This is a genomic window from Streptomyces sp. GLSS-08, from assembly GCF_056387915.1.
Window position 1 is genome coordinate 68,223 of sequence record NZ_JBWJAQ010000022.1, and the last position, 26,833, is coordinate 95,055.

25 protein-coding genes are annotated in these 26,833 nt (G+C 72.0%); 22 read left to right on the forward strand and 3 right to left on the reverse strand.

The annotated features are described in order from the left end of the window. Positions 1-76: 76 nt before the first annotated feature. The gene (locus tag AC0ZLC_RS29370; protein WP_476754966.1) at positions 77-1,057 is read right to left on the reverse strand and encodes an LLM class flavin-dependent oxidoreductase; all 981 of its coding nucleotides are present in this window, start codon (positions 1,055-1,057) and stop codon (positions 77-79) included. Between the two features lie 391 nt (positions 1,058-1,448). Between AC0ZLC_RS29370 and ftsY the strand changes: the two genes are divergently transcribed. Beyond that, a complete protein-coding gene (gene ftsY, locus AC0ZLC_RS29375) occupies positions 1,449-2,651 on the forward strand; it encodes a signal recognition particle-docking protein FtsY (RefSeq protein ID WP_476754967.1) in 1,203 nt (400 codons plus the stop codon). Positions 2,652-2,796: 145 nt separating this feature from the next. On the opposite strand, the gene AC0ZLC_RS29380 is transcribed toward ftsY, so the two are convergent. Next, positions 2,797-3,459: a bifunctional DNA primase/polymerase gene (locus tag AC0ZLC_RS29380; RefSeq protein ID WP_476754968.1), complete on the reverse strand. Its 663-nt coding sequence runs from the start codon at positions 3,457-3,459 to the stop codon at positions 2,797-2,799. A 446-nt stretch (positions 3,460-3,905) separates the two neighbouring features. Between AC0ZLC_RS29380 and nsdA the strand changes: the two genes are divergently transcribed. The 5 genes from nsdA to ffh all read left to right on the forward strand — a co-directional run bounded on the left by nsdA (position 3,906) and on the right by ffh (position 11,582). Next, complete coding sequence (nsdA, locus tag AC0ZLC_RS29385; protein WP_476754969.1) at positions 3,906-5,381, forward strand: transcriptional repressor NsdA; 1,476 nt, start codon at positions 3,906-3,908, stop codon at positions 5,379-5,381. 338 nt (positions 5,382-5,719) lie between these two features. Then, positions 5,720-7,057, forward strand: coding sequence for an ammonium transporter (locus AC0ZLC_RS29390; RefSeq protein ID WP_476754970.1), 1,338 nt, complete (start codon positions 5,720-5,722; stop codon positions 7,055-7,057). Next, positions 7,054-7,392 carry a P-II family nitrogen regulator gene (locus AC0ZLC_RS29395; RefSeq protein WP_010984084.1) on the forward strand — a complete coding sequence of 113 codons (339 nt, stop codon included), beginning with the start codon at positions 7,054-7,056 and terminating at the stop codon, positions 7,390-7,392. The genes AC0ZLC_RS29390 and AC0ZLC_RS29395 overlap by 4 nt, the downstream gene beginning before the upstream one ends. Before the next feature lie 26 nt (positions 7,393-7,418). After that, positions 7,419-9,866 (forward strand): [protein-PII] uridylyltransferase, encoded by a 2,448-nt coding sequence (locus tag AC0ZLC_RS29400; RefSeq protein WP_476754971.1) that lies wholly within the window; start codon positions 7,419-7,421, stop codon positions 9,864-9,866. 165 nt (positions 9,867-10,031) lie between these two features. Further along, positions 10,032-11,582, forward strand: coding sequence for a signal recognition particle protein (ffh, locus tag AC0ZLC_RS29405; protein WP_476754972.1), 1,551 nt, complete (start codon positions 10,032-10,034; stop codon positions 11,580-11,582). 564 nt (positions 11,583-12,146) lie between these two features. Here ffh and AC0ZLC_RS29410 read toward each other — a convergent pair. Next, positions 12,147-13,001 (reverse strand): methyltransferase domain-containing protein, encoded by an 855-nt coding sequence (locus tag AC0ZLC_RS29410; RefSeq protein ID WP_476754973.1) that lies wholly within the window; start codon positions 12,999-13,001, stop codon positions 12,147-12,149. Between the two features lie 877 nt (positions 13,002-13,878). On the opposite strand from AC0ZLC_RS29410, the gene AC0ZLC_RS29415 reads away from it, so the two are divergent. The 16 genes from AC0ZLC_RS29415 (at position 13,879) to whiG (ending at position 26,657) form a co-directional block, all read left to right on the forward strand. Continuing rightward, entirely contained in the window at positions 13,879-14,475 is a 597-nt protein-coding gene (locus tag AC0ZLC_RS29415; RefSeq protein WP_355867905.1) for a hypothetical protein, read from the forward strand. A 457-nt stretch (positions 14,476-14,932) separates the two neighbouring features. Next, positions 14,933-15,361, forward strand: a complete 429-nt coding sequence (gene rpsP, locus AC0ZLC_RS29420; protein ID WP_476754974.1) for a 30S ribosomal protein S16 — start codon at positions 14,933-14,935, stop codon at positions 15,359-15,361. Between the two features lie 2 nt (positions 15,362-15,363). Continuing rightward, the gene (locus tag AC0ZLC_RS29425; RefSeq protein WP_005479813.1) at positions 15,364-15,603 is read left to right on the forward strand and encodes an RNA-binding protein; all 240 of its coding nucleotides are present in this window, start codon (positions 15,364-15,366) and stop codon (positions 15,601-15,603) included. Positions 15,604-15,740: 137 nt separating this feature from the next. Continuing rightward, positions 15,741-16,349 carry a ribosome maturation factor RimM gene (gene rimM / locus AC0ZLC_RS29430; protein ID WP_476754975.1) on the forward strand — a complete coding sequence of 203 codons (609 nt, stop codon included), beginning with the start codon at positions 15,741-15,743 and terminating at the stop codon, positions 16,347-16,349. Next, positions 16,349-17,182 carry a tRNA (guanosine(37)-N1)-methyltransferase TrmD gene (trmD, locus tag AC0ZLC_RS29435; protein ID WP_476754976.1) on the forward strand — a complete coding sequence of 278 codons (834 nt, stop codon included), beginning with the start codon at positions 16,349-16,351 and terminating at the stop codon, positions 17,180-17,182. Before rimM ends, trmD begins: the two co-directional genes overlap by 1 nt. A gap of 132 nt (positions 17,183-17,314) precedes the next feature. After that, the gene (gene rplS, locus AC0ZLC_RS29440; RefSeq protein ID WP_358855365.1) at positions 17,315-17,665 is read left to right on the forward strand and encodes a 50S ribosomal protein L19; all 351 of its coding nucleotides are present in this window, start codon (positions 17,315-17,317) and stop codon (positions 17,663-17,665) included. Between the two features lie 45 nt (positions 17,666-17,710). Further along, positions 17,711-18,427 carry a signal peptidase I gene (lepB, locus tag AC0ZLC_RS29445; RefSeq protein WP_476754977.1) on the forward strand — a complete coding sequence of 239 codons (717 nt, stop codon included), beginning with the start codon at positions 17,711-17,713 and terminating at the stop codon, positions 18,425-18,427. Further along, positions 18,420-19,496, forward strand: coding sequence for a signal peptidase I (lepB, locus tag AC0ZLC_RS29450; RefSeq protein ID WP_476754978.1), 1,077 nt, complete (start codon positions 18,420-18,422; stop codon positions 19,494-19,496). Before lepB (AC0ZLC_RS29445) ends, lepB (AC0ZLC_RS29450) begins: the two co-directional genes overlap by 8 nt. Continuing rightward, a complete protein-coding gene (gene lepB, locus AC0ZLC_RS29455) occupies positions 19,384-20,346 on the forward strand; it encodes a signal peptidase I (RefSeq protein ID WP_476754979.1) in 963 nt (320 codons plus the stop codon). The genes lepB (AC0ZLC_RS29450) and lepB (AC0ZLC_RS29455) overlap by 113 nt, the downstream gene beginning before the upstream one ends. Positions 20,347-20,426: 80 nt before the next feature. Beyond that, entirely contained in the window at positions 20,427-21,170 is a 744-nt protein-coding gene (gene lepB / locus AC0ZLC_RS29460) for a signal peptidase I (RefSeq protein ID WP_476754980.1), read from the forward strand. Then, the gene (locus AC0ZLC_RS29465; protein WP_476754998.1) at positions 21,167-21,691 is read left to right on the forward strand and encodes an NUDIX hydrolase; all 525 of its coding nucleotides are present in this window, start codon (positions 21,167-21,169) and stop codon (positions 21,689-21,691) included. The genes lepB (AC0ZLC_RS29460) and AC0ZLC_RS29465 overlap by 4 nt, the downstream gene beginning before the upstream one ends. Positions 21,692-21,746: 55 nt before the next feature. Further along, positions 21,747-22,055, forward strand: coding sequence for a DUF2469 domain-containing protein (locus AC0ZLC_RS29470; protein WP_003965949.1), 309 nt, complete (start codon positions 21,747-21,749; stop codon positions 22,053-22,055). A 354-nt stretch (positions 22,056-22,409) separates the two neighbouring features. Beyond that, the gene (locus AC0ZLC_RS29475; RefSeq protein ID WP_476754981.1) at positions 22,410-22,781 is read left to right on the forward strand and encodes a YraN family protein; all 372 of its coding nucleotides are present in this window, start codon (positions 22,410-22,412) and stop codon (positions 22,779-22,781) included. Beyond that, positions 22,781-24,406 (forward strand): YifB family Mg chelatase-like AAA ATPase, encoded by a 1,626-nt coding sequence (locus tag AC0ZLC_RS29480; RefSeq protein WP_476754982.1) that lies wholly within the window; start codon positions 22,781-22,783, stop codon positions 24,404-24,406. Before AC0ZLC_RS29475 ends, AC0ZLC_RS29480 begins: the two co-directional genes overlap by 1 nt. Then, a complete protein-coding gene (gene dprA / locus AC0ZLC_RS29485) occupies positions 24,403-25,548 on the forward strand; it encodes a DNA-processing protein DprA (protein ID WP_476754983.1) in 1,146 nt (381 codons plus the stop codon). Before AC0ZLC_RS29480 ends, dprA begins: the two co-directional genes overlap by 4 nt. A gap of 272 nt (positions 25,549-25,820) precedes the next feature. Next, complete coding sequence (whiG, locus tag AC0ZLC_RS29490; RefSeq protein ID WP_476754984.1) at positions 25,821-26,657, forward strand: RNA polymerase sigma factor WhiG; 837 nt, start codon at positions 25,821-25,823, stop codon at positions 26,655-26,657. Positions 26,658-26,833 lie beyond the last annotated feature (176 nt).

Consider the following 26,833-nt stretch of genomic DNA (forward strand, 5'->3'; position numbering starts at 1 on the left):
GTCCCCGTGTCTCGGGGAGAAGGGCCAAGTCCCCGCTGCCCCTCTCCCCGTATCCGTGAAGACGTGCCGCCCCGGCTCAGACCGCCAGGTCCTCGAGCCGGGGCAGTACGTTTTCGCAGAACAGGTGCAGGCTCCGCCAGCCCTCGTCGACGGGCATGCCGCCCGCCAGCGGGTGCAGCACGTGGCTCTCCAGCCGCTGCGCCACGCACTCGTCCGGGGTGAGGATCCGGTAGACGCCCTCCGCGCGCAGCTCGCCCACGGTCGTCGCCGCCGATCTCACCGCCGAGCGGATGTCGCCGGACTGCCAGGATGCGTACGTCCGGGCCTCGTGCAGGAAGTGCTCGCCGTACTCCGCCCACACCTGGTCCGGGTCCTCGGCGATGTGCAGCAGCGGGGTCACGGCCGGCGGCATCATGGTCCACCCCTCGGTGCCGTACTCGGCCAGCCTCTCCTCGTAGTACGCCTGCAGCTCCGGCAGATGCGCGCTGGGGAAGAACGGCAGCCCCAGCCGGGCGGCCCGCCGCGCCGCCGCCCTGGACGAACCGCCGACCAGCAGCAGGGGGTGCGGCTGCGAGTACGGGCGCGGGGTGACCCGTACCGTACGGCCCCGATATGCGAACTCCTCGCCGGTCCACGCCTTCAGCACCGTCTCCAGAAGTTCGTCCTGGAGCGCGCCGCGCCGCTTCCACTCCACGTCGAACAGGGCGTACTCCTCGGGCCGGTAGCCGATGCCGGCCACCGTGACCAGGCGGCCCTGGCCGAGCAGGTCGAGCACCGCGATGTCCTCCGCGAGGCGCAGCGGGTCGTGCAGCGGGCCGATGACCGCAGAGACGGTGACCGCGATGCGCCGGGTCGCGCCGAATACCGCGCCCGCGAGGAGGAACGGCGAGGGCAGCCAGTTGTCGGCGACGCCGTGGTGCTCCTCGGTCTGCACGGTGGTGATCCCGCGGTCGTCGGCGTACGCGGCCATCTCGACCGCGGCCCGGTAGCGGGCGCTCAGTGACGCGGGTGTGGCGTCGGGCTCGACGAGGTTGAGGCGTACGACCGTGACGGGCATGGAGACGTCCCCCTTCACCGGCGGGCGGGGTGGCGGTGCACGGGGACGTTAGCTGACGGAGCGTCAGACGGCCAGGGGGTGCGCGTCCCGCCCTGGGCGGTCGCGGGCATGGGGCCCTTCCTGGGTCGAGCAAGGGGCCCCGCGCCCGGTGACTCGGGCGGGCCACGCGTGGAGGACCCGTACGGGCCACCTCGCGCCCCCAGGGCCCTGGCGCCGGGCGTCTCCCGGCCGCGGGACCGACCGCCCGGGGGCCTCCGTACGGCCACCCGCCCCCGCCCGGGCGTACGGCAGCCGGCCCTGCCCCCCGCCCCGACCCCTTGAACGGTTCATGACCCCGACGGGCCCCGCAGGCTGGGCTCGGTGCAGGGGGATGGCCGATACTGAGGGGGTTATGGAAACCGTCATCCTTGCTGTAGTCATCGCCGTGGTCGTGATCGTCGCGCTCGGTGGGCTCGTCGTAGGCAGCCGCAGGCGCAAGCCGCTGCCCCCGCCGCCCCCCTCGACGCCCGACATCACCGCCCCTCCGGCCGAACCGCACGTCGGCGACGAGGCCGAGACGCCGCGCGACGAAACGCGCAGAACGATCGAGGAGGTTGGCCTACCCGGCTCGACGCCGGTCGTCGTCGAGGAGCCCCCGGCAGCCGCCACGGCCCCCCCGATCGAGGTCCCGGAGCCGACCGCCGGACGCCTCGTGCGGCTGCGCGCCCGGCTCTCCCGCTCGCAGAACGCGCTGGGCAAGGGGCTGCTCACGCTCCTCGCCCGCGAGCACCTCGACGAGGACACCTGGGAGGAGATCGAGGACACGCTGCTCACCGCCGACGTCGGCGTGCTGCCCACCCAGGAGCTGGTCGAGCGGCTGCGCGAGCGCGTGCGGGTGCTAGGCACGCGCACGCCCGAGGAGCTGCGCCTGCTCCTGCGCGAGGAGCTGCTCACCCTGCTCGTCCCCGAGTTCGACCGCGAGGTCAAGACCGACTCGAACCCGGACACCCCGGGCATCGTGATGGTCGTCGGTGTCAACGGCACCGGCAAGACCACCACCACGGGCAAGCTCGCCCGGGTGCTCGTCGCCGACGGCAAGAACGTGGTCCTCGGCGCGGCCGACACCTTCCGTGCCGCCGCCGCCGACCAGCTCCAGACCTGGGGGGAGCGGGTCGGTGCCCGCACCGTGCGCGGCCCCGAGGGCGGTGACCCGGCCTCCGTCGCCTTCGACTCGGTGAAGGAGGGCATCGCGGCGGGCGCCGACGTCGTCCTCATCGACACCGCCGGACGTCTGCACACGAAGACCGGGCTCATGGACGAGCTCGGCAAGGTCAAGCGTGTCGTCGAGAAGCAGGCCCCGCTCGACGAGGTGCTGCTCGTCCTCGACGCGACGACGGGCCAGAACGGCCTCGTGCAGGCCCGGGTCTTCGCCGAGGTCGTCGACATCACCGGCATCGTGCTCACCAAGCTCGACGGCACCGCCAAGGGCGGCATCGTCATCGCCGTCCAGCGCGAGCTGGGCGTGCCGGTGAAGCTGGTGGGCCTGGGCGAGGGTGCCGACGACCTGGCGCCGTTCGAGCCGGAGGCGTTCGTTGACGCCCTTATCGGAGAGTGACCACCCGCTGATACCAGCAGGTGGCCGACGCGCGACCGCCGCCTCGGCGGACGCGCGGAAAGCGCCCGTTCCCCGGCAAGTGGGGGACGGGCGCTTCGCTGTACCGACCTTGGCCGGGCCGGGCCGGAACCGAGCGGAACGGGCCCTAGACGCGTGAGCGGTGTGCCACGTACGCCAGGGTTCCCAGGAGCAGCCGCGCCTGGGGCGGGCGCGTCGCCGAGTCCAGTGCGGGCGGGCGCAGCCAGCGGACCGGCCCGAGGCCCCCGCGGTCGGAGGGCGGGGCGGTGACGTGCGTACCGGCGCCGAGGCCGTGCAGGTCGAGCGCCGCGTCGTCCCAGCCCATGCGGTAGAGCAGCCGGGGCAGCTCGGCCGCGGCGCCCGGGGCGACGAAGAAGTGGGCGCGGCCGTCCGGGGTCGCCGTCACCGGTCCGAGGGGAAGTCCCATCCGCTCGAGCCGGGCGAGGGCGCGGCGCCCGGCCGGCTCGGCGACCTCGATCACGTCGAAGGCGCGTCCCACGCGCAGCATCACCGCGGCGCCGGGGAATTCCGCCCAGGCGTCGGAGACCTCGTCCAGCGTGGCGCCGGCCGGGATCACGGCGGCGATGTCCAGGGGGTGCGCTCCGGGCGCGGGGCAGTCGGCCCTGCCGCACGAGCAGGCGCCCGCCGCGGCGCGGGCGCCGGGGACGACGTCCCAGCCCCAGAGTCCGGTGAACTCCGCCACGACGGTGCACTCCGACGTGCGCCCGCGGCGCCGCGCGCCGGGCCGGATCTCGCGAATGCCCCGAGTGCCGCCGATCGTGAAGCCCATGCCCCCTCCAACGGGTCCAGCGCGCCGGTGGTTACGAAGCGGATCCGGAATGTGACGCTCTGTCATGGTAGTTCCCGGCCGTGTGCGATCCAGGCGGCGCGTGGAAGTGCTCCGGGGTGGTGCGCCCGGCGCCGTGCGCTCCCGCGTGCACCGCTCCGCTCGGCACCGGTCGTCATGTCAAGTGAATCGTGTGGAAGGGGTCGGAGGTTCATTCGAAGGGGTGGCGAATGGTGGCGTTTCCGCGATCGCCATGGCTGGACGCGTGATCGTCGGATTACTTTGTGTGCACAAGCCTCGAAGATGCGCGCACCTGTGGGTATGCCGGAGGCAAGTCGGTTTCCAGTTCCAAGGGTGGGAACTGCCGGACGCGCGGCGGTATTTACCGGCATTCTGATAGGGCTTGGCGCACGCGGCGTACAAGTGGTCTCAGGGATGGGGGCGTTCCAGTGGGCGGCAACGGCGGAAGCGGGACGAACGCTGAGAAGCGCCCCAATGAACTGCTGGGCTCGTGGTTCGTGCGCAGCGGCTGGTCGAAGGGCGAGCTCGCGCGTCAAGTGAACCGCAGGGCGCGCCAGTTGGGTGCCGGCCACATCTCCACGGACACCTCGCGCGTCCGCCGCTGGCTGGACGGTGAGAATCCCCGGGAGCCGATTCCGCGGATCCTGTCGGAGCTGTTCTCCGAGCGGTTCGGATGCGTCGTCGCCGTCGAGGACCTGGGACTGCGTGCCGCCCACCAGTCACCGTCCGTGTCGGGTGTCGACCTTCCCTGGGCCGGCCCGCAGACGGTCGCCCTGATCAGTGAGTTCTCGCGCAGCGACCTGATGCTGGCGCGGCGCGGCTTCCTGGGCAGCTCGCTGGCCCTCGCGGCGGGACCGGCGCTAATCGAGCCCATGCAGCGCTGGCTCGTGCCCGCCCCGTCGGCGCCGCGCGCCGAGCCCGAGTCGCCCGCCGCCGCCCGCCGCGCAGGCCGGCTCTCCAAGCCCGAGCTCGACCTCCTCGAGTCGACCACCGTGATGTTCCGGCAGTGGGACGCCCAGTGCGGCGGCGGCCTGCGCCGCAAGGCGGTCGTCGGCCAGCTGCACGAGGTGACGGACCTCCTCCAGGAGCCGCAGCCGGACGCCACGTACAGGCGCCTGTTCAAGGTCGCGGCCGAACTGGCCGAGCTGGCGGGCTGGATGAGCTACGACATCGGGCTCCAGCCCACCGCGCAGAAGTACTTCGTGCTCGCGCTGCACGCGGCCAAGGAGGCCGGGGACAAGCCCCTCGGTTCGTACGTCCTCTCCAGCATGAGCCGCCAGATGATCCACCTCGGCCGGCCCGACGACGCCCTGGAGCTCGTCCATCTCGCGCAGTACGGCAGCCGGGACTGCGCGAGTCCGCGCACCCAGGCCATGCTGTATGCGATGGAGGCCCGCGCCTACGCCAACATGGGCCAGCCCGGGAAGTGCAAGCGGGCCGTCCGGATGGCCGAGGACACCTTCGCCGACGTGCACGAGTGGGACGACCCGGACCCCGACTGGATCCGCTTCTTCTCCGAGGCCGAGCTGTACGGCGAGAACTCCCACTCCTACCGCGACCTCGCCTATGTCGCGGGCCGCAGCCCCACCTACGCGTCGCTGGCCGAGCCCCTGATGCAGCGGGCCGTGGACCTCTTCGCGAAGGACACCGAGCACCAGCGTTCGTACGCACTCAATCTCATCGGCCTGGCCACGGTGCACCTGCTCCAGCGCGAACCCGAGCGGGGCGCGGCCGTGGCCAAGGACGCCATGGTGAGCGCCAAGAAGGTGCGCTCCGAGCGCGTGAGCACGCGCATCCGAAAGACCGTGGACACGGCTGTACGCGATTTCGGGGACCTCGCCGAGATCGTCGACCTCACCGACCAGCTCGCCATCGACCTGCCCGAGTCCGCCGAAGCGGTCTGACGCGCGGCCGCGTGAGCGGCCCGCCCCCTGCCCCGGCCGCGGCCGGCCGTCCCGAACCGCCCGACTCGGCTCCCCCGTGCCAGGTCATCGGACGGCCGTCCGCGGTCGGTCTCTCCCGCCTTCACGGCAGGTTGCGCCACGATAACGATCGTCCGGCCCGGTATCCGCCAGTTCATGGACGCGTAACACACCAGGCGCCTTCGTCACTGCGGCGAAACATCGAGGGGCGCCCACGGAAACCGCGCTGCGCCAATCTCATGGCGCATAACCGGCCCGCCCCTCATGAGACCGCTCAGGCTTCGCCCGCACGGGGCCGTACCAACGACGAGGAGACGCCGATGGCACCAGCCATCATGCTTGCGGCGGACACGAAGTTGTCGTCCGCCAACACAGGCTTCATGCTCATCTGTTCCGCCCTGGTGATGCTCATGACACCGGGCCTCGCCTTCTTCTACGGAGGCATGGTCCGCGTCAAGAGCACCCTGAACATGCTGATGATGAGCTTCATCAGCCTCGGGATCGTCACCATCCTGTGGGTCCTCTACGGCTTCTCGCTCGCCTTCGGCACCGACTCCGGCGGCATCATCGGCTGGTCGTCCGACTACGCCGGCTTCAGCAACATCGGCCTGACGCAGCTGTGGGACGGCTACACCATCCCTGTCTACGTCTTCGCCGTCTTCCAGCTGATGTTCGCGATCATCACGCCCGCCCTGATCAGCGGTGCCCTCGCGGACCGCGTGAAGTTCACCGCCTGGGCGCTGTTCATCACGCTGTGGGTCACGATCGTCTACTTCCCGGTCGCGCACTGGGTGTGGGGCACCGGCGGCTGGGCGTTCAAGCTCGGTGTCATCGACTTCGCCGGCGGTACCGCGGTCCACATCAACGCCGGTGCCGCGGCGCTCGGCGTGATCCTCGTCATCGGCAAGCGGGTCGGCTTCAAGAAGGACCCGATGCGCCCGCACAGCCTGCCGCTGGTCATGCTCGGCTCCGGCCTGCTGTGGTTCGGCTGGTTCGGCTTCAACGCCGGCTCCTGGCTGGGCAACGACGACGGCGTCGGCGCGCTCATGTTCGTCAACACGCAGATCGCCACCGCCGCCGCCATGCTGGCCTGGCTGGCCTACGAGAAGATCCGCCACGGCGCGTTCACCACTCTCGGTGCCGCCTCCGGCGCGGTCGCCGGCCTGGTCGCGATCACCCCGGCGGGCGGTGCGGTCTCCCCGCTCGGCGCGATCGCCGTCGGAGTCATCGCCGGTGTGCTGTGCGCCATGGCGGTCGGCCTGAAGTACAGGCTCGGCTACGACGACTCGCTCGACGTGATCGGCGTCCACCTCGTCGGCGGTGTCGTGGGCTCCCTGCTCATCGGCTTCTTCGCCAGCGGCGGCGGCCAGTCCGACGTCCAGGGCCTCTTCTACGGCGGCGGCCTCGACCAGTTCTGGAAGCAGTGCGCCGGTGTCTTCGCCGTCCTCGGCTACTCCCTGGTGGTCTCCGCGGTCCTCGCCTTCCTGATCGACAGGACGATGGGGATGCGCGTCGCGGACGACGAGGAGGTGGCGGGCATCGACCAGGCCGAGCACGCCGAGACCGCATACGACTTCAGCGGCGCGGGCGGCGGTCTCGACCGGACCACCGTGGCCGCCCCTCTCCAGGACACCGCGAGCAAGAAGGTGGACGCATGAAGCTCATCACCGCCGTCGTGAAGCCTCACCGGCTCGACGAGATCAAGGAAGCGCTCCAGGCATTCGGAGTGCACGGACTCACCGTCACCGAGGCCAGCGGCTACGGTCGGCAGCGGGGACACACCGAGGTCTACCGTGGGGCCGAGTACACCGTCGACCTCGTTCCCAAGATCCGTATCGAGGTGCTGGCCGAGGACGACGACGCCGAGCAGCTCATCGACGTCGTCGTGAAGGCCGCCCGCACCGGCAAGATCGGTGACGGCAAGGTCTGGTCCATCCCGGTCGACACCGCCGTCCGCGTCCGGACCGGCGAGCGCGGCCCGGACGCGCTGTAGAAGCGAAGAAAGACAGGAGTCGCTGGGTGACGAGTGCGGACATGCGTACGGAAGCAGAGGATTCGGGACCCAGCGGCTACGCGGCGGCCCGGCTGCGCCTCCTCCAGGAGGAGGCGCGGTCCGGGCCGCCGCGCCGTGCCGCCCTCGCCGAACTGACGGACGAGTGGCTCACCGGCCTCTTCGACGCCGGCGCCGCGGACCTGCGCGGCGTCTCCCTCGTCGCCGTCGGCGGCTACGGACGCGGCGAACTGTCCCCCCGCAGCGACCTCGACCTGCTGCTCCTGCACGACGGCGGCGACTCCCGGCGGATCGCCGCCCTCGCCGACCGCATCTGGTACCCCGTCTGGGACCTCGGCCTGGCCCTGGACCACTCCGTCCGCACGCCCGCCGAGGCCCGCAGGACCGCGGGCGAGGACCTCAAGGCGCAGCTCGGCCTGCTCGACGCCCGCCACCTCGCGGGAGACCTCGGCCTCACCGCCGGACTGCGCACGGCCGTCCTCGCCGACTGGCGCAACCAGGCGCCCAAACGCCTCCCCGAACTCCAGGAGCTGTGCGCCGAACGGGCCGAACGGCAGGGTGAACTGCAGTACCTGCTGGAGCCGGACCTGAAGGAGGCGCGAGGCGGCCTCAGGGACGCCACGGCCCTGCGCGCCGTCGCCGCGTCCTGGCTCGCCGACGCCCCCCGCGAGGGCCTCGCCGACGCCCGGCGCAGGCTCCTCGACGTACGCGACGCCCTCCACCTCGCCACCGGCCGCGCCACCGACCGCCTCGCCCTCCAGGAGCAGGACCAGGTCGCCGCCGAACTCGGACTCCTCGACGCCGACGCCCTGCTGCGCCAGGTGTACGAGGCCGCACGCGTCGTCTCGTACGCCAGCGACGTCACCTGGCGCGAGGTCGGCCGCGTCCTCAGATCGCGCGCCGTACGGCCCCGGCTGCGCGCCATGCTCGGCGGCGCCAAGCCCGCCACCGAGCGCTCACCGCTCGCCGAGGGCGTGGTCGAGCAGGACGGCGAGGTCGTCCTCGCCCGGGCCGCCCGCCCCGAGCGCGACCCCGTGCTCCCGCTGCGCGCCGCCGCCGCGGCCGCCCAGTCCGGCCTGCCGCTCTCCCTGCACGCCGTGCGCCGGATGGCGGCCGTCACCCGGCCGCTCCCGACGCCCTGGCCCGCGGAGGCCCGCGAACAGCTCGTCACCCTGCTCGGATCCGGCGCGCCGACCGTCGACGTCTGGGAGGCGCTGGAGGCCGAGGGGCTGATCACCCGGCTGCTGCCCGACTGGGAGCGGGTGCGCTGCCGGCCCCAGCGCAACGCCGTCCACATCTGGACCGTCGACCGCCACCTCATCGAAACCGCCGTCCGCGCCTCGGAACTGGCCCGCCGCGTCGGCCGGCCCGACCTGCTGCTGGTCGCCGCGCTGCTGCACGACATCGGCAAGGGCTGGCCAGGCGACCACTCCGTCGCGGGCGAGATCATCGCCAAGGACGTCGCCGCCCGCATCGGCTTCGACCGCGCCGAGGTGGCGGTGCTCGCCACCCTCGTACGCCATCATCTGCTGCTCATCGAGACGGCCACCCGGCGCGACCTGGAGGACCCGGCCACCGTGCGCTCGGTCGCCGAGGCGGTCGGCTCGCAGGGCACCCTCGAACTGCTGCACGCGCTGACCGAGGCGGACGCGCTGGCCACCGGGCCCGCCGCCTGGTCGTCCTGGCGCGCGTCCCTGGTCGCCGACCTGGTCAAGCGCGTCGCGGCCGTGCTCGCCGGGGACGCCCCCGAGGAGCCGGAGGACACCGCGCCCACCGCCGAGCAGGAGCGGCTCGCCATCGAGGCGTTCCGCACGGGCGGTCCGGTCCTCGCCCTGCGCGCGCAGACCGGGACACCGGCCGAGGAGGAGCCCTCCGGCGACCCGGAACCGCTCGGCGTGGAACTGCTCATCGCCGTGCCCGACCAGCCCGAGGTGCTGCCCGCCGTGGCCGGCGTCCTCGCGATGCACCGCCTGACCGTCCGCACCGCCGAACTGCGCGCCCTGGACCTGTCCGCGTCCGTGCAGGGCTCGGTGCTGCTGCTCAACTGGCGCGTCGCCGCCGAGTACGGCTCGCTGCCCCAGGCCACCCGGCTGCGCGCCGACCTCGTCCGCGCCCTGGAGGGGTCCCTCGACATCGCGGGCCGGCTCGCCGAGCGCGACGCCGCCTACCCCCGGCGCCGCGGGACGGTCGCGCCGCCCGCCCGGGTCACGGTCGCCCCGGCGGCCTCCCGGCACGCCACGGTCATCGAGGTGCGCGCCCACGACGCCCCCGGCCTGCTGCACCGCATCGGCCGGGCACTGGAGAAGGCGAACGTACGCGTACGGAGCATGCACGTGTCCACCCTCGGCGCCAACGCCGTGGACGCCTTCTACGTGACGGGGCCGGACGGCGCACCCCTGCCGGGGGAGGAGGCGGCGACGGTGGCCAGGGCGCTGGAGGAGACACTGCGGGGTTAGGCGGTGCCGTCCGGATCACGCGGGCCCGCCGGGTGATCCGGACGGCGACCTTCGACGCGAGGCGGAGAAGGCCTCGTACGCACGCGGTGGAGACCCCACCGCGCCCGGCCGGATACCCTGGAGGGCGATTCCCTCGCCCCCGACCCCTGAGGACAGACGAGCGCCGTGTTCGATACTCTCTCCGATCGCCTCTCAGCGACGTTCAAGAACCTGCGGGGCAAGGGCCGGCTGTCCGAAGCTGACATCGACGCCACCGCACGCGAGATCCGTATCGCGCTCCTCGAAGCCGACGTGGCGCTGCCGGTCGTGCGGACCTTCATCAAGAACGTCAAGGAGCGTGCCCTCGGCGCCGAGGTCTCCAAGGCGCTGAACCCCGCACAGCAGGTCCTCAAGATCGTCAACGAGGAACTGGTCACGATCCTCGGTGGTGAGACGCGACGGCTGCGCTTCGCCAAGAACCCGCCCACCGTGATCATGCTCGCGGGTCTGCAGGGTGCCGGTAAGACCACGCTCGCAGGAAAGCTCGGCAAGTGGCTCAAGGACCAGGGGCACTCCCCGATCCTGGTGGCCGCCGACCTCCAGCGCCCGAACGCGGTCAACCAGCTCAGCGTCGTCGCCGAGCGTGCCGGTGTCGCCGTCTACGCCCCCGAACCGGGCAACGGCGTGGGCGACCCGGTCAAGGTCGCCAAGGACTCCATCGACTTCGCGAAGACGAAGGTCCACGACATCGTGATCGTGGACACCGCCGGCCGCCTCGGCATCGACCAGGAGCTGATGCGGCAGGCCGCGGACATCCGCGACGCGGTCTCGCCGGACGAGATCCTCTTCGTCGTCGACGCGATGATCGGCCAGGACGCGGTCAACACCGCCGAGTCCTTCCGCGACGGCGTCGGCTTCGACGGCGTCGTCCTGTCGAAGCTCGACGGTGACGCCCGCGGTGGTGCCGCGCTGTCGATCGCCTCGGTCACCGGCAAGCCGATCATGTTCGCGTCGAACGGCGAGAAGCTCGACGACTTCGACGCCTTCCACCCTGACCGGATGGCCTCCCGCATCCTCGACATGGGTGACCTGCTCACCCTGATCGAGCAGGCGGAGAAGACGTTCAGTCAGGAAGAGGCCGAGAAGATGGCCTCCAAGCTGGCGTCCAAGAAGGGTCAGGACTTCACGCTCGACGACTTCCTGGCCCAGATGGAGCAGGTCAGGAAGATGGGCAGCATCAGCAAGCTGCTCGGCATGCTTCCCGGCATGGGCCAGATCAAGGACCAGATCAACAACCTCGACGAGCGGGACGTCGACCGTACGGCCGCGATCATCAAGTCGATGACGCCGGCCGAGCGCCAGGAACCGACGATCATCAACGGCTCGCGCCGTGCCCGTATCGCCAAGGGTTCCGGCGTCGAGGTCAGCGCCGTCAAGAACCTGGTCGAGCGGTTCTTCGAGGCCCGCAAGATGATGTCCCGCATGGCGCAGGGCGGCGGCATGCCGGGGATGCCCGGGATGCCGGGCATGGGCGGCGGTCCCGGCCGCGCCAAGAAGAAGCAGAAGCAGGCCAAGGGCAAGCAGCGCTCCGGCAACCCGATGAAGCGCAGGCAGCAGGAGCTGGAGGAGGCGCAGCGCCGCGAGGCCGGCGCTCAGCCGGGCGGCGCCTTCAACCTGCCGCAGCAGGGCGCCCAGGACTTCGAACTGCCCGACGAGTTCAAGAAGTTCATGGGCTGACGGGTCTTCCCGCAGGGCTTCGTCGCCCTGACGGCACCGGGGGCGCGCCTCGCCGAGGAGCGCCCCCGGTGGCATGCCCGTCCGGTGGAGGGGCCGAGTGCCGCTCTCCGGCGCGCGGGCGCTGGCGCTCTCCCTGGCGCAACCGGTGCCGCCGCTCTCCTGGGCACGGCCGGTGCCGCTCTCGCGCGCGCAGGCGTCGGCGCTGTCCCGTGCCCGGCCGGTGTCGGTCTCGCGCGCGGAGGCGTCGGCGCTCTCCTGGGCACGGCCGGTGCCGCTCTCGCGCGCGCAGGCGTCGGCGCTGTCCCGTGCCCGGCTGGTGCCGCTCTCGCGCGCGGAGGCGTCGGCGCTGTCCCGTGCCCGGCTGGTGCCGCCCTCCCGCGCGCAGGCGTCGGCGCTCTCCTGGGCACGGCCGGTGCCGCCCTCCCGCGCGCAGGCGTCGGCGCTCTCCTGGGCACGGCCGGTGCCGCCCTCCCGCGCAGGAGTTGCCGGCGGACGGAGCAGGTGCCGGCGGCGACGCCGCGGGAGACGGCGGTCCGGCGGGGTCAGCCGCTCCGCCCGGTCACCTCACGGCACACGGGTGATCAGGTACCGGAAGATGTTGGTCATCCACACGGTCCCGTCCTTCCGGCGGTGCGGATGGAGGGCCTCCGTCAGTTCCTCGCCGACCCGCACCCGGTCGGTCGCGGCGATCGCCGTGTCGAACAGCCCGGTCGACAGGAGTCCCCGCACCGCGTTGCCCACGTCGGCGTACCCGAAGGGGCAGGCCACCCGGCCCGAACCGTCCGGCTTCAGCCCGGCCCGCCGGGCGACGTCCTCCAGGTCGTCGCGCCGGGCGGAGCGCCAACTTCCCTCACGGCGCACCGCATCGGCCGGTTTCGTGGCGACCCGCAGCACGGAGGACGTCGTGCACCGCTCCGGCGGTCCCCAGCCGGCCAGGACGACGGACGCGCCGCGCCGGGCGAGCGGCGCCGACGCCTCCAGGAGCTCCCCGAGCCCTTCACAGTCCCCGGCCGCGCTGCCGACCGGTTCGAACGCCGTCACCACGGTGTACGCGGGGGAGCCGGGTCCCGCCAGGTCGGCGGGTTCTCCCTCGATGATCCGGGCGTCGCCCCGTGCGCCCGGGCCACGCGCCTCCGGACGCATCCGTTCCCGCGCCAGCGCGAGTCGTTCGGCCGAGGAGTCGACGCCGGTGACCGTGGCCCCGCGCGACGCCGCCATCAACAGCGCGAGCCCCGAGCCGCAGCCGAGACCCAGCAGTCGCGTTCCCGCACCCACTTCGAGTCGCTCGTAGACGGCCTCGTAGAGCGGGACCAGCATCCGCTCCTGGATCTCGGCCCAGTCACGCGCGCGTGCACACCGGTCGACGCGAGGAGGGTGTCCCGCGTGAGCCGGCTGTTGCCGCACGAGCGTAGGTGTCATCGAAAGCGCCCCATTCCGCCGAGAGTTGTCCCGTGCCCCGTTCCCATGGCCCCCGTGCAGTGCGCGCTCGCACTCCCCGTATGCCAGGTAACTGCGCACTCGTCCTCGCGTCCAGGGGTTGTGGGCCTCTGCTTGCGTGCCGCCCGGGCGCGCCGTCGTACTCGGCCGGAATCACGTCCGCGCCAGGTTCGGTCCACGCCGCGGCGGACCGCCGCCGTACCGTGCGCGGCACGGGAAGGGGCCCTGTTGTCGTACCCGGGGACGGCTTTCCGCGGTCCCCGCCCCGCGTCAAGGGTGGCCTGATCGCGTCGTACGGCGATGACAGCGCGTCGCCAGTACCGCCGCGGTCTCGCCTACCCGGACTCCGTCCTCGTGGTCCCGGGTGACGATGCCGTTCCGGCCAAGGTCCGTGAACGCGGCGCCCGGCGCGCCCGCGCCCGAGCGGACCGCCGAGTCCGGCACCGCGGCGGGCCGGACGCCGGATCCACCGGCCGGCCTGGGGAAAGAGGGCCGGACCCGGCCCGCCAAAAGCTCCGTGACCGTAGGTGTCCGCGGCGGAGGACAGGGCGGTGCGGAGGGCGCCCGGAGCACCCGGTAACGTCGCCGTCGGAGCGTGCGCCCGCCAGGCCGCTCCCGAGGGCGGCCGAAAGGCCCCTTGCGCATCTGATGACGTCAGGTGCCCCGGCGCGCGGGCCCCGTCTACACGCCGGGGCGTACGCGTGACTACGTACCGGCTCGGTGCGAACTGTGAGGCTTCTCCGCAGATCAGCGCACCCGCCCTCGTCAGGACGCATCAGCGGCAACTGACGGGTACGTGCAAATTATTTGGGATGCCCCGGAATAGGAACACAGAGGCACCTCGGCTCGTTGTCACGACGTGAGCACGACACCACCTGTTCTCGCCGCAGAGCTGGCAGGGGCGTGGGCCGACATTCAGCGGCACCACCCCGAGCTGCCCGATCTTGCCGCGCCCGAGTCCCTGATCGGAGAGTCGTCGTCCGCCTGCGGGCACGAACTCTCCTTCGAGCGACTGCTTCACGAGGCAGTCCACGGCATCGCCGCCGCCCGAGGTGTCCGCGACACCTCGCGCGCCGGCCGGTACCACAACCGCAGATTCCTCGCGATCGCGGAGGAGCTGGGCCTCGACCACCCCGAGGAGCCGCATCCCAGCAGCGGCTTCTCGCTGGTCACGCTCAACCCCGAAGCGAAGCGCCGCTACCGCCCGACGATCGAGCGGCTGCAGCGCGCCCTCAAGGCGCACACCGCCGCGACCGCCGCCGACACCGCCCGCAGCTTCCGGGGCCCGGCCGCCCGGCACGGCTCGTCCGGCGGGGGCGTCCGCGTCAAGGCGGTCTGCGACTGCGGGCGCAACGTCCGCGTCGTCCCGTCCGTCCTGGCGCAGGCTCCGATCGTGTGCGGGGGGTGCGGCAAACCCTTCCGGATCCCGGAGGTCGTGGGCGCGGCGGCCGGCTGAGGCTCCGTCGTCCCGCGCGGACGTGCCGCACGGGGCGGCGCGGGCGAGCGCGGGAAGCGGCCATCGGCGCCGGGTCACGGCCGGCCCCAGCGGCGAGCGGCGGCATCTCGTGGATGCCGGTCGCACGGCCGGGGCCCATTCCCTCCCGGCGCCGGGCGCCGGGTGCCTGTGCGGTGTGGGCGGGGACCCTCCCGGGCCGGCGCCCGGTGTGGCGTGCGCGACGCCCGGCTGCGGCGCGGTGGGCGGGGACGCCCCGGCGCCCGGCCGAGGTGTGGGCGGGACACCCCGGCCGGTGAGGGGTGCTGCCGGGATGTGGCACAATGGCTAGCTGTACTCGACAGCCGCACAGGACCCCTCTCTCCTCCGGCTGACGCGTCCATCGGGCACTCGGGTACCGCAACCCCACGCGGCAACTTGCCGTGCCCAACCACGTCATAGACCAGGAGACACCACTTCCGTGGCAGTCAAGATCAAGCTGAAGCGTCTGGGCAAGATCCGTTCGCCTCACTACCGCATCGTCGTCGCCGACTCCCGTACCCGCCGTGACGGCCGGGCCATCGAGGAGATCGGCCTGTACCACCCGGTGCAGAACCCCTCGCGCATCGAGGTCGACTCCGAGCGTGCGCAGTACTGGCTGGGTGTCGGCGCGCAGCCGACCGAGCCCGTGCTCGCCATCCTCAAGCTGACCGGCGACTGGCAGAAGTACAAGGGCGAGCCCGCCCCGGCGCCGCTGCTCGTCGCCGAGCCGAAGGCCACCCGCCCCGTCTTCGACGCCCTCGGTGGCGAAGACGAGGGCAAGGGTGAAGCCATCACCCAGAAGAAGAAGGCTGAAAAGAAGGACGACGCCGCGGCCGAGTCCTCTTCGTCTGAGTCGACCGAGGCCTGAGCATGCTCGAGGAGGCTCTCGAGCACCTCGTCAAAGGCATCGTCGACAACCCCGACGATGTGCAGGTCGCCTCGCGTGACCTGCGCCGCGGGCGCGTGCTCGAGGTCCGGGTCCACCCGGACGACCTCGGCAAGGTGATCGGCCGCAACGGCCGCACCGCGCGCGCACTGCGCACCGTCGTGGGCGCAATCGGCGGCCGTGGTGTCCGCGTCGACCTCGTCGACGTGGACCACGTCCGCTGACGTAGGACAGCACCGGCTCGGGCCGGGGAGGGCCGATCCGGCCGTCCCCGGCCCGTAGTCGTCCACGGCCCCCGTGGCCGCGGTCGGACGGCCGGTCGAAGCACCCGCCGCAGGCACACGACAGGAGATCGAAAGAAGTGCAGCTGGTAGTCGCTCGCGTCGGCCGCGCCCACGGCATCAAGGGCGAGGTCACCGTCGAGGTACGCACCGACGAGCCGGAACTCAGGCTGGCACCGGGCGCCGTCCTGGCCACGGACCCCGCCTCCACCGGTCCGCTGACCATCGAGACGGGCCGGGTGCACAGCGGCCGTCTGCTGCTGCGTTTCGAGGGCGTACGCGACCGGAACGCCGCCGAGGCGCTGCGCAACACCCTCCTCATCGCCGACGTCGACCCGGACGACAAGCCCGAGGACCCGGACGAGTACTACGACCACCAGCTCATGGACCTGGACGTCGTGACCGCGGACGGCGCCGAGGTCGGGCGGATCACCGAGATCTCGCATCTGCCCTCCCAGGACCTGTTCGTCGTGGAACGGCCCGACGGCACCGAGGTGCTGATCCCGTTCGTCGAGGAGATCGTCACCGAGATCGACCTGGCGGAGCAGCGGGCGGTCATCGACCCGCCGCCGGGGCTCATCGACGACCGCGCCGAGATCGCCTCGTCGAGGGACGCCGCCGAAGAGGGCGCCGCCCCGGACGAAGCGGACGGCACGCCCGGAGCGGGCACGTCCGGGGAAGACGCCTGATGCGGCTCGACGTCGTCACGATCTTCCCCGAGTACCTCGAACCCCTGAACGTCTCGCTCGTCGGCAAGGCACGCGCGCGTGGACAGCTGAACGTGCACGTGCACGACCTCCGCGAGTGGACGTACGACCGGCACAACACGGTCGACGACACCCCGTACGGCGGCGGCCCCGGCATGGTCATGAAGACCGGACCCTGGGGCGACGCCCTGGACTCCGTCCTCGCCGACGGATACGAGACGGGTGCGCACGGGCCCGTCCTGGTCGTGCCCACCCCCAGCGGACGCCCCTTCACGCAGGAACTCGCCGTCGAGCTCTCCGAGCGGCCCTGGCTGGTCTTCACGCCCGCCCGCTACGAGGGCATCGACCGCCGCGTCATCGACGAGTACGCCACCCGCATGCCCGTCCACGAGGTCTCCATCGGCGACTACGTGCTGGCCGGCGGCGAAGCGGCCGTCCTCGTCGTCACCGAGGCCGTGGCCCGGCTGCTGCCCGGCGTCCTCGGCAACGCCGAGTCCCACCGGGACGACTCCTTCGCCCCCGGAGCCATGGCCAACCTCCTGGAAGGGCCCGTCTACACGAAGCCGCCCGAGTGGCGCGGCCGGGACATCCCCGACGTGCTGGTCAGCGGTCACCACGGCAAGATCGCCCGCTGGCGCCGGGACGAGGCCCTGCGCCGTACGGCGGCGAACCGGCCCGACCTCATCGAGCGCTGCGCTCCCGCGGCCTTCGACAAGAAGGACCGCGAGATGCTCTCCATCCTTGGCTGGGCACCGGACCCGGACGGCGAGCGGTACGGCCGATTTTGGCGCAGGCCCCACGCCGTGGAAGAATAGGCCGCTGCTGTACGTCGTCCGGCGCGCGCCCCTGCCACAGGGGGACACGACGCCCGCCCCGATGCGGCAGCCCACCTTCTGGAAATCAACGCCCGTTGATGACCTGTGGCATCAACGAAGAAAGCAGACGACATGTCTCACCTGCTCGACTCCGTCGACAGCGCCTCGCTGCGCACCGACATCCCGGCCTTCCGCCCGGGTGACACCGTCAACGTCCACGTCCGCGTCATCGAGGGCAACCGCTCCCGTGTGCAGCAGTTCAAGGGCGTAGTCATCCGCCGCCAGGGCGCCGGTGTCCGCGAGACCTTCACGGTCCGCAAGGTCTCCTTCTCCGTCGGCGTCGAGCGCACGTTCCCGGTGCACACCCCGATCGTCGAGAAGATCGAGCTCGTCACCCGCGGTGCCGTGCGCCGCGCCAAGCTGTACTACCTCCGTGAGCTGCGCGGCAAGGCCGCGAAGATCAAGGAGAAGCGCGACAACTGAGCTCGCGCACGGGGTCACGGAAGAGCCGGATAGCATCTGGCTCCGATGGACACCGAAGCACAGCCCGTGGAGCGCGACCGCTCCTCCCGCCCCCGTGAGTCCGAGGAGATCTCGGACACCGGAGGCCCGGAGGGGCGGTCGCGTTCTGCGTTGGTGGACCGGGTCGCCGACTGGCTCCCCGGCGGGCGGATCACCCTCACCCTGCTCGTCTGCCTGCTCTTCCTGCTGCTCCTCAGCACCTTCGTGGTGCAGCCCTTCCAGATTCCGAGCAGTTCCATGGAGCGGGGATTGAGGATCGGGGACCGCGTTCTCGTAAATAAGTTGGCGTACCGTTTTGGTGCCGAGCCGCGGCGCGGCGATGTCGTCGTGTTCGACGGCACCGGCTACTTCGGAGATGCCGACTACGTGAAGCGCGTCGTCGGGGTGGGCGGTGACCACGTGGTCTGCTGCGACAAGGAGGGCAGGGTGGAGGTGAACGGCCGGTCGGTCGACGAGTCGGCGTTCCTCCATCCGGGGGACCATCCGTCCGACGCCCCCTTCGACGTCGTCGTGCCCGACGGCACCCTCTTCCTGCTGGGCGACCACCGCGGCGACTCCAGCGACTCCCGCGACCACCTGGGCTCACCGGGCGGCGGCATGATCCCGGTCGGCCACGTGATCGGCCGCGCCGACTGGATCGCCTGGCCCGCCGGCCACTGGACCCGACTGGAGCGCCCCGGCGCCTACGCGCGCGTGCCCGCCACGGACGGTGACCGTGGGTAACCGAGGGCGCCCGCGCGGCGCCCCCAGCACCGCCGCCGACAACCTGCTGCCCACCGGACTGCGGCGGGCGGGCGGTGCCGCCCGCCCCGGCCGCGCCGAGCGCCGCAAGCTCGCCCGCAAGGTCAAGCGGCGCAGGCGCCGCTCGGCCGTCAAGGAGATCCCGCTCCTCGTCGGAGTGGCGGTCCTCATCGCCCTCGTCCTGAAGACGTTCCTGGTGCAGGCGTTCGTGATCCCGTCGGGCTCCATGGAGAACACGATCCAGATCGGCGACCGGGTCCTCGTCGACAAGTTCACCCCCTGGTTCGGCTCCAGGCCCCAGCGCGGTGACGTCGTCGTCTTCAAGGACCCCGGCAACTGGCTGGAAGGGGAGCAGACCGCCAAGAAGGACGACCCGGTCGTCGTCAAGCAGGTCAAGGAAGGGCTCACCTTCATCGGGCTGCTGCCCTCCGACAACGACCGGGACCTGATCAAACGGGTCGTCGCGGTCGGCGGCGACACCGTCAAGTGCTGCGACAAGCAGGGCCGGGTCACCGTCAACGGGACCCCGCTCGACGAGCCGTACATCCACCCGGACAACAAGCCCTCGTCGTTCGCCTTCCAGACCACTGTGCCGCAGGGCCGCCTCTGGGTGATGGGCGACCACCGCGCCAATTCCGCCGACTCCCGCTACCACCGCTCCGAGAAGTACGGCGGCACCGTCTCCGAGAAGTCCGTCGTGGGACGGGCCATGGTCATCGCCTGGCCCGTCGGCCACTGGACCCGGCTCAAGGAGCCGGACACGTACGCCTCCGTGCCGACTCGGTCGACCACGGCTCTCGGCCCGTCGCATAGGGTGGCCCCCGCGGATCGATACGGATTGATCCCGCTCCCGAGCCCTGCGGAACTCCCGCTCGTTATGGGAGTGGTGGGCCTGCGCCGGATGCGACGCGGGCGGCGGCACGGAGTGAGGAGTGGATGTGGGGGACTTGGCGGTCGGCGCACGATCCGGACACGAGGGCCCGGAGGAGCGACCGGAGCGGCCCGACGACACGGCTTCCCCGGCAGACGACGTCGCAGGCTCCGGGAGTGAGTCCGCGGACGGCGGCGGCACCCACGGGCGCGGTGAACAGGACGGCGGAGCCGACGGACGGGGCCGGTCCAGGAAGCAGCGCTCGTTCTGGAAGGAGCTTCCCCTCCTCATCGGCATCGCGCTGGTGCTCGCACTGCTGATCAAGACTTTCCTGGTGCAGGCGTTCTCGATTCCCTCGGACTCGATGCAGAACACGCTCCAGCAGGGCGACCGGGTGCTGGTCGACAAGCTGACCCCTTGGTTCGGCTCCGAGCCCGAGCGCGGCGAGGTCGTCGTCTTCCACGACCCCGACAAGTGGCTGGCGGGCGAGCCGACGCCGAACCCGAACGCCGTGCAGAAGGCCCTGAGCTGGGTCGGCCTGATGCCCTCGGCCGAGGAGAAGGACCTGATCAAGCGGGTCGTCGGAGTGGCCGGCGACACCATCGAGTGCAAGGGCAGCGGCCCGCTCAAGGTGAACGGCAAAGCGCTGAACGAGGCGTCGTACGTCTACGCGGGGAACACCCCGTGCAGCGTCGACGACCAGGGCGGCCAGTTCAAGGTGACGGTGCCCAAGGGCAAAATCTGGGTCATGGGCGACCACCGGCAGAACTCGCTGGACTCCCGCTACCACCAGCAGGACACGAACAAGGGATTCGTGCCCGTCGGCAACGTGGTGGGCCGCGCCATCGTCATCGCCTGGCCGCCCACCCGCTGGGACACCCTGCCCGTTCCCGACACCTTCGACCAGAACCTGAGCGCGGTCGCCCCGGGCGCCCTCGGGCTCGCCGGTGCCGCTCCGCTGGTGCTGTGGCGCCGCCGCCGTCTCACCACGGCCGGCACCAAGGTTTCTGGGCGCGGTACCGCCGGGTAGGGTGCCGTCCCAGATCGCCGATCTTCCACGGCCCGCACCCGGGCCGCGAGATCGATTCTCCGCGTTGGGGGAGCACTGGGATGAGCAGCACGACACACCGCACGGACGAGGGTCACGGACGGCTCGGCAACACACTGTCGGGACTGGCCGTGGCCCTCGGCTGTGTGCTCTTCCTCGGAGGATTCGTCTGGGGAGCGATCGTCTACCAGCCGTACACCGTGCCGACCGACTCGATGACGCCGACCATCGCGGCCGGTGACCGCGTCCTGGCCGAGCGGGTCGACGGCGACGAGATCGAGCGCGGCGACGTCGTCGTCTTCAAGCAGAAGACCTGGGGCAACATGCCCATGGTCAAGCGGGTCGTGGCGGTCGGCGGCGACACGGTCGCCTGCTGCACCGACGACAGGCTGACGGTCAACGGCAAGCAGATCGACGAACCGTATCTGCCCAAGGGCCAGGCCGCCGAGTCGAAGAAGATACCGACCATCAAGGTCCCCGAGGGGCGTCTGTTCCTGCTCGGTGACGAGCGCAGCGGCTCCCTGGACTCCACGGCCCACCTGACCGAGGCCTTCAGCGGCACGGTGCCGCGCAGCGCGGTGAAGGGACGCGTGGACTCCGTGGTCTGGCCCATGGACGGCATGCTGGAGCGCCCCACCGGCTTCCAAGCCCTCGGCGGCATCTCCTCACCCGGTCCGCTGCGACTCGTGCTCGCCGCGGTGGTGGCCGGTGCGGTCCTCGTCCTCGGCGGCGCCGCCTACGGCCCGATCGCCAAGCGCACCGGCCGGCGCGGCCGGGTCCGGACGGAGCCGGCCGGTGCCCGCTGACACGTCGTACGGGCGGACCGGCAAAGGACTCGCGCGAGGACGGGCTGCGCAAGGTCGCCCGGGTGGTGCTCCTCGACCCGCAGGAGCGCATTCTGCTGCTGCACGGCCATGAGCCCGGTGACCCCGCCGACGACTGGTGGTTCACCCCGGGCGGCGGCCTGGAGGGCGCGGAGACACGCGAGGAGGCCGCTCTGCGGGAACTCGCGGAGGAGACCGGCATCACCGAGGTCGAGCTGGGACCGGTGCTCCGGCAGCGGCGGTGTTCCTTTCCGTTCGCGGGACGCCGCTGGGACCAGGACGAGTGGTACTTCCTGGCCCGTACGAGCCAGACGGAGACCGTCCCGGGCGGGCTCACGGAACTGGAACGGCGCAGTGTCGCCGGAGCACGCTGGTGGACGTGCCGGGAACTGACCGAGGCGCATGAGACGGTGTATCCGACCAGACTCGCCGGGCTGCTGCGCAGGCTGCTCGACGAAGGTCCCCCGGCCAGTCCCGAGGTCCTCGACACCGAAAACGTCTAGGGGCTCGCGGGGCTGGCGCACAATGGGGGGACGCACGGCTGAAGGGGAACATGCCATGAGCGCCGAGGACCTCGAAAAGTACGAGACCGAGATGGAGCTGAAGCTCTACCGGGAGTACCGAGATGTCGTCGGTCTGTTCAAATACGTGATCGAGACCGAACGGCGCTTCTACCTCACCAACGACTACGAGATGCAGGTGCACTCGGTGCAGGGTGAGGTCTTCTTTGAGGTGTCCATGGCGGATGCCTGGGTGTGGGACATGTACCGGCCCGCCCGGTTCGTGAAGCAGGTACGGGTCCTCACCTTCAAGGACGTGAACATCGAGGAGCTGAACAAGAGCGACCTGGAGCTGCCTGGCGGCTGATCCGGGTGAGCGGTCGGCGGGGGGCGCCGGAGCCGCGGTGGAGCTGTTGGGGCCAGGCCGACCCGGTGAACGGTGAACGGTGAGCGGTGACGCTCGCTCGGTGACCGGTGACCGGTGACCGGTGACGGTCGGCGGTGACCGGTGACGGTCGGCTCGGTGACCGCCGGGCTCGTGACCGGGGGCTCGGTGGCCCGTAACGGTGGCCGCTGGGACCGGTGGGGCGAGGTGAGGACGGCGAGCGCTTCACGGCTCGCTCGTACGGGTGACGGAGTTCTCCACAATCGAGCGGCCGTCCACCAAGATCCAACAGCTGGCGGCCGTGGCCGCAATGTTGGCGCCGGAGGTGGTGCCGACATGAACGCACAGACGGCACGCAGTGCACTCGGCAGGTACGGCGAGGACCTGGCCGCGCGGCGGCTGGCCGAGACCGGTATGACGGTCCTGGCGCGCAACTGGCGCGCCGGCCGGACCGGCGAGGTCGACATCGTGGCCCGGGACGGCGACGCGCTCGTCGTCTGCGAGGTCAAGACCCGCAGGGCGGGGGACTTCGAGCACCCGATGGCGGCCGTGACACCGGTTAAGGCGCAGCGGCTGAGGAGCCTGGCCCAGCGCTGGGTCCAGGAGCACGGCGGGGCGCCACCCGGCGGCGTCCGCATCGACCTCGTGGGCGTCCTGCTGCCCCGGCGCGGCGCACCCGTCGTGGAGCACGTGCGGGGGGTGGCCTGATGGCTTTCGCGCGTACGTGTGCGGTGGCTCTGGTCGGTGTCGAGGGCGTTGTCGTCGAGGTCCAGGCCGACCTTGAACCGGGCGTCGCCGCGTTCACCCTGGTCGGCCTCCCCGACAAGAGCCTCACCGAGAGCCGGGACCGGGTGCGGGCGGCCGTGGTGAACTCGGGCGGGGCGTGGCCGCAGAAGAAACTGACGGTCGGCCTGAGCCCGGCGTCCGTCCCCAAGGGCGGTTCGGGATTCGACCTGGCCGTCGCCTGCGCGGTGCTCGGCGCCGCCGAGCGGATCGATCCCCGGGTGCTCTCGGACATCGTGATGATCGGCGAGCTGGGACTCGACGGACGGGTGCGGCCGGTCCGCGGTGTGCTGCCCGCGGTCCTCGCCGCCGCGGACGCGGGGTACGAGCAGGTGGTCGTTCCGGAGTGCGCGGCGGCCGAGGCCTCCCTGGTCCCCGGGATCTCCGTGCTCGGGGTCCGCAGTCTGCGCCAGCTCGTCGCCGTCCTCACGGACGAGCCGGTCCCCGAGGAGGATCCGGACGAGCAGGGCCGCCCGGATCCGCTGCTGGCCGGCCTGCGGGTACCCGGCACGGGCGAGGCCACCGGCCTGTGCGGCATCGCCGTGCCGGAGCACGACCAGGGCCATGACCTGGCCGACGTGGTCGGCCAGATGTCGGCACGCACCGCGATGGAGGTCGCGGCCGCCGGCGGCCACCACGTCTTCCTCCAGGGCCCGCCCGGCGCGGGCAAGACGATGCTGGCCGAGCGGATGCCCGCGATCCTCCCGCGCCTCGGCAGGCAGGAGTCCCTGGAGGTGACGGCCATCCACTCGGTCGCAGGACTGCTTCCCCCGGGCAAGCCGATGGTGGACGTCCCGCCCTACTGCGCGCCCCATCACTCCGCGACCATGCAGTCGCTCGTCGGCGGCGGGAAAGGGCTGGCCCGGCCCGGCGCGGTCTCGCTGTCCCACCGGGGAGTGCTGTTCCTCGACGAGGCGCCCGAATTCAGCGGCTTCGTGCTCGACGCCCTGCGTCAGCCTCTCGAGGCGGGGTACGTCGTGATCGCCCGGAGTGCGGGCGTGGTGCGCTTCCCCGCGAAGTTCCTGATGGTGCTCGCCGCCAACCCCTGCCCCTGCGGGCGCTTCACCGTGGGGAACGACCACTGCGAGTGCCCTCCCTCCGCCATCCGCCGCTATCAGGCCAGACTTTCCGGACCGCTGCTCGACCGGGTGGACCTGCGGGTCGAGGTCGAGGCGGTGACCCGTTCCGAGCTGACGGCGCGCGGCGCCCGGGGCGAGACGACACGGGCCGTGGCCGACCGGGTGCGGGCGGCTCGCGAGCGCTCGGCGGCGCGTTTGGCAGGGACACCGTGGCACACCAACAGCGAGGTGCCGGGACGCGAGCTGCGCGGCAGGTGGCAGGCCGTGTCGGGAGCGATGGACGAGGCCGAGCGAGGGCTGGAGCGCGGAGTCCTGACCGCCCGTGGCCTGGACCGGGTCCTCCGCGTGGCCTGGACCGTGGCCGATCTCTCGGGCCACGACCGGCCCGACGCGGGCGATGTCGCCCTGGCACTGCAGCTGCGCACCGGCGTCCCCCGGGGCGTGCCCATGATGATCGGCGCCCGGTCATGACGGACGACGACCGCCTGGCCCGCGTCGCCCTCTCCCGGATCGTCGAACCGGGAGACGAGGCGGGCGGGCGCTGGGTGCGGGAGTTCGGGGCCGTGGAGGTGGCCCGCCGGCTGATGGCGGGAGGGGAGCCGCTGCCGGGCGTTAAACGGACGCGGTGGGAAGGGCTGCGGGGCCGCGCCGCCCGCGTGCGCCCCGAGCGGGATCTGGAGCGGGCCCGGGAGGCCGGAGTGAGGTACGTCTGTCCGGGTGATGGCGAGTGGCCCGCGCAGCTCGACGACCTCGGGGACGCCCGCCCCACGGGACTGTGGGTGCGCGGCATGCCTCACCTGCGGATATGGGCGCTGAGGTCCGTCGCCGTCGTGGGCGCCCGCGCCTGCACCGAGTACGGGGCCCACATGGCGGCCACCCTCGGCGCGGGCCTCGCGGAGCGGGGCTGGGTGGTCGTCTCGGGCGGTGCCTACGGGGTGGACGGCGCCGCGCACCGGGGCGCACTGGGGGCGGGCGGCGCCACCATCGCCGTGCTGGCCTGCGGCGTCGACAATCCCTACCCGCGCGGGCACACCCGGCTGATCAGCCGCATCGCGGAACAGGGCCTGGTCTTGGGGGAGTTGCCGCCCGGCGATCATCCGACCCCCAGCAGATTCATTCTCCGGAACAGGGTCATCGCCGCGCTCACCCGGGGCACCGTGGTCGTCGAGGCGGCCTACCGCAGCGGCGCGCTGGTCACGGCACGCTCGGCGCAGCGGCTCGGCCGGTTCACGATGGGGGTGCCGGGGCCCGCCACCAGTGGTCTCTCGGCCGGTGTGCACGAACTCATCCGCGGGGAGGCCGTCCTGGTCTCCGACGCCGGGGAAGTCGTCGAGCTGGTCGGTGACATGGGGGAGCTGGCCCCGGACCGGCGCGGGCCGGTGCTCCCGCGCGATCTGCTGGATCCCGCGGCCGGACGCGTGCTGTCCGCGCTGCCGGGCCGGGGTACCGCCACGGCGGACCGGATCGCGCGCGGGGCGGGGACCACGCAGGACGACGCGGTCGGGAGACTGTACGAACTCCGAGCACTTGGTTTCGTCGAACGACACGGCGACGGCTGGAAGTTGACACGCCAGGCGATGAGCTCCGTTCACGAGGGTCACGGTCGGTGTTGACCGGGTGCGTTCGGCCGTCCGGGCGACCCCCGACAGCCCTGGCAATGCGCCCAGTTGACGCATCTCGGCGGTGACGCAGTGCGATGGGCCCGGTTCCGGCAGCGCGGGGATCGCCCGGCTTCGCGTGCGGGTGATCCCGGGCCCTTCGCTCACTGCGACAGCCCAGTCACGCTACGCTCACGAGGATCCCCACGCAGACAGGCACATTCGACATCGGACCGACAGCTCCCCCACGCACACCCAGTTCACGGCAGAACGGCACAAGGCGACGAATGCCTCAGCACATCTCCGGGTCTGACCGGGCGGCAGCTCCCCCCGCCGCCCGCGGCAGCGTGCGCCCGCCCGCACCCTCGACGCTCGACGAGCTGTGGCGGTCGTACAAGGCGACCGGGGACGAGCGGCTGCGGGAGCAGCTCATCCTGCACTACTCGCCCCTGGTGAAGTACGTGGCGGGGCGGGTCAGCGTGGGGCTGCCGGCCAACGTGGAGCAGGCGGACTTCGTCTCGTCCGGAGTGTTCGGGCTGATCGACGCGATCGAGAAGTTCGACATCGAACGGGAGATCAAGTTCGAGACGTACGCGATCACGCGGATCCGGGGCGCGATGATCGACGAGTTGCGGGCGCTGGACTGGATCCCGCGGTCGGTGCGGCAGAAGGCGCGCAGCGTGGAGCGGGCCTACGCCACGCTGGAGGCCCGGCTCAGACGGACGCCTTCCGAAGGCGAGGTCGCCTCTGAGATGGGTATCGCCGTCGAGGAACTCCACGCGGTCTTCAGCCAGTTGTCGCTGGCGAACGTGGTCGCGTTGGAGGAGCTGCTGCATGTCGGGGGTGAGGGCGGCGGCCGGCTCAGCCTCATGGACACCCTGGAGGACACCGCCGCCGACGACCCCGTGGAGGTCGCCGAGGACCGGGAGCTGCGGCGGTTTCTGGCCAGGGCGATCAACACCCTGCCCGACCGCGAGAAGACCGTGGTCACCCTCTACTACTACGAGGGGCTCACGCTCGCCGAGATCGGCAATGTGCTCGGGGTGACCGAGAGCCGGGTGAGCCAGATCCACACGAAGTCCGTCCTCCAGCTCCGCGCGAAACTCGCGAGCTTCGGCCGCTGACGCGACTGCTGATGTGCCGAGGGGCCGAGCGTGCCTGTCCCGGTCCGGCGTCACGCGCGGCCCGGGGTGCAGCACCCCGGGCCACGTGACGGCACCCGCGCCGCACGACCGCGGCGCCCCACGTCCCACGGGCCCGGTCCGCGCCGCACGGCCGTTGGCCGGCCGGGGTGGGCGGA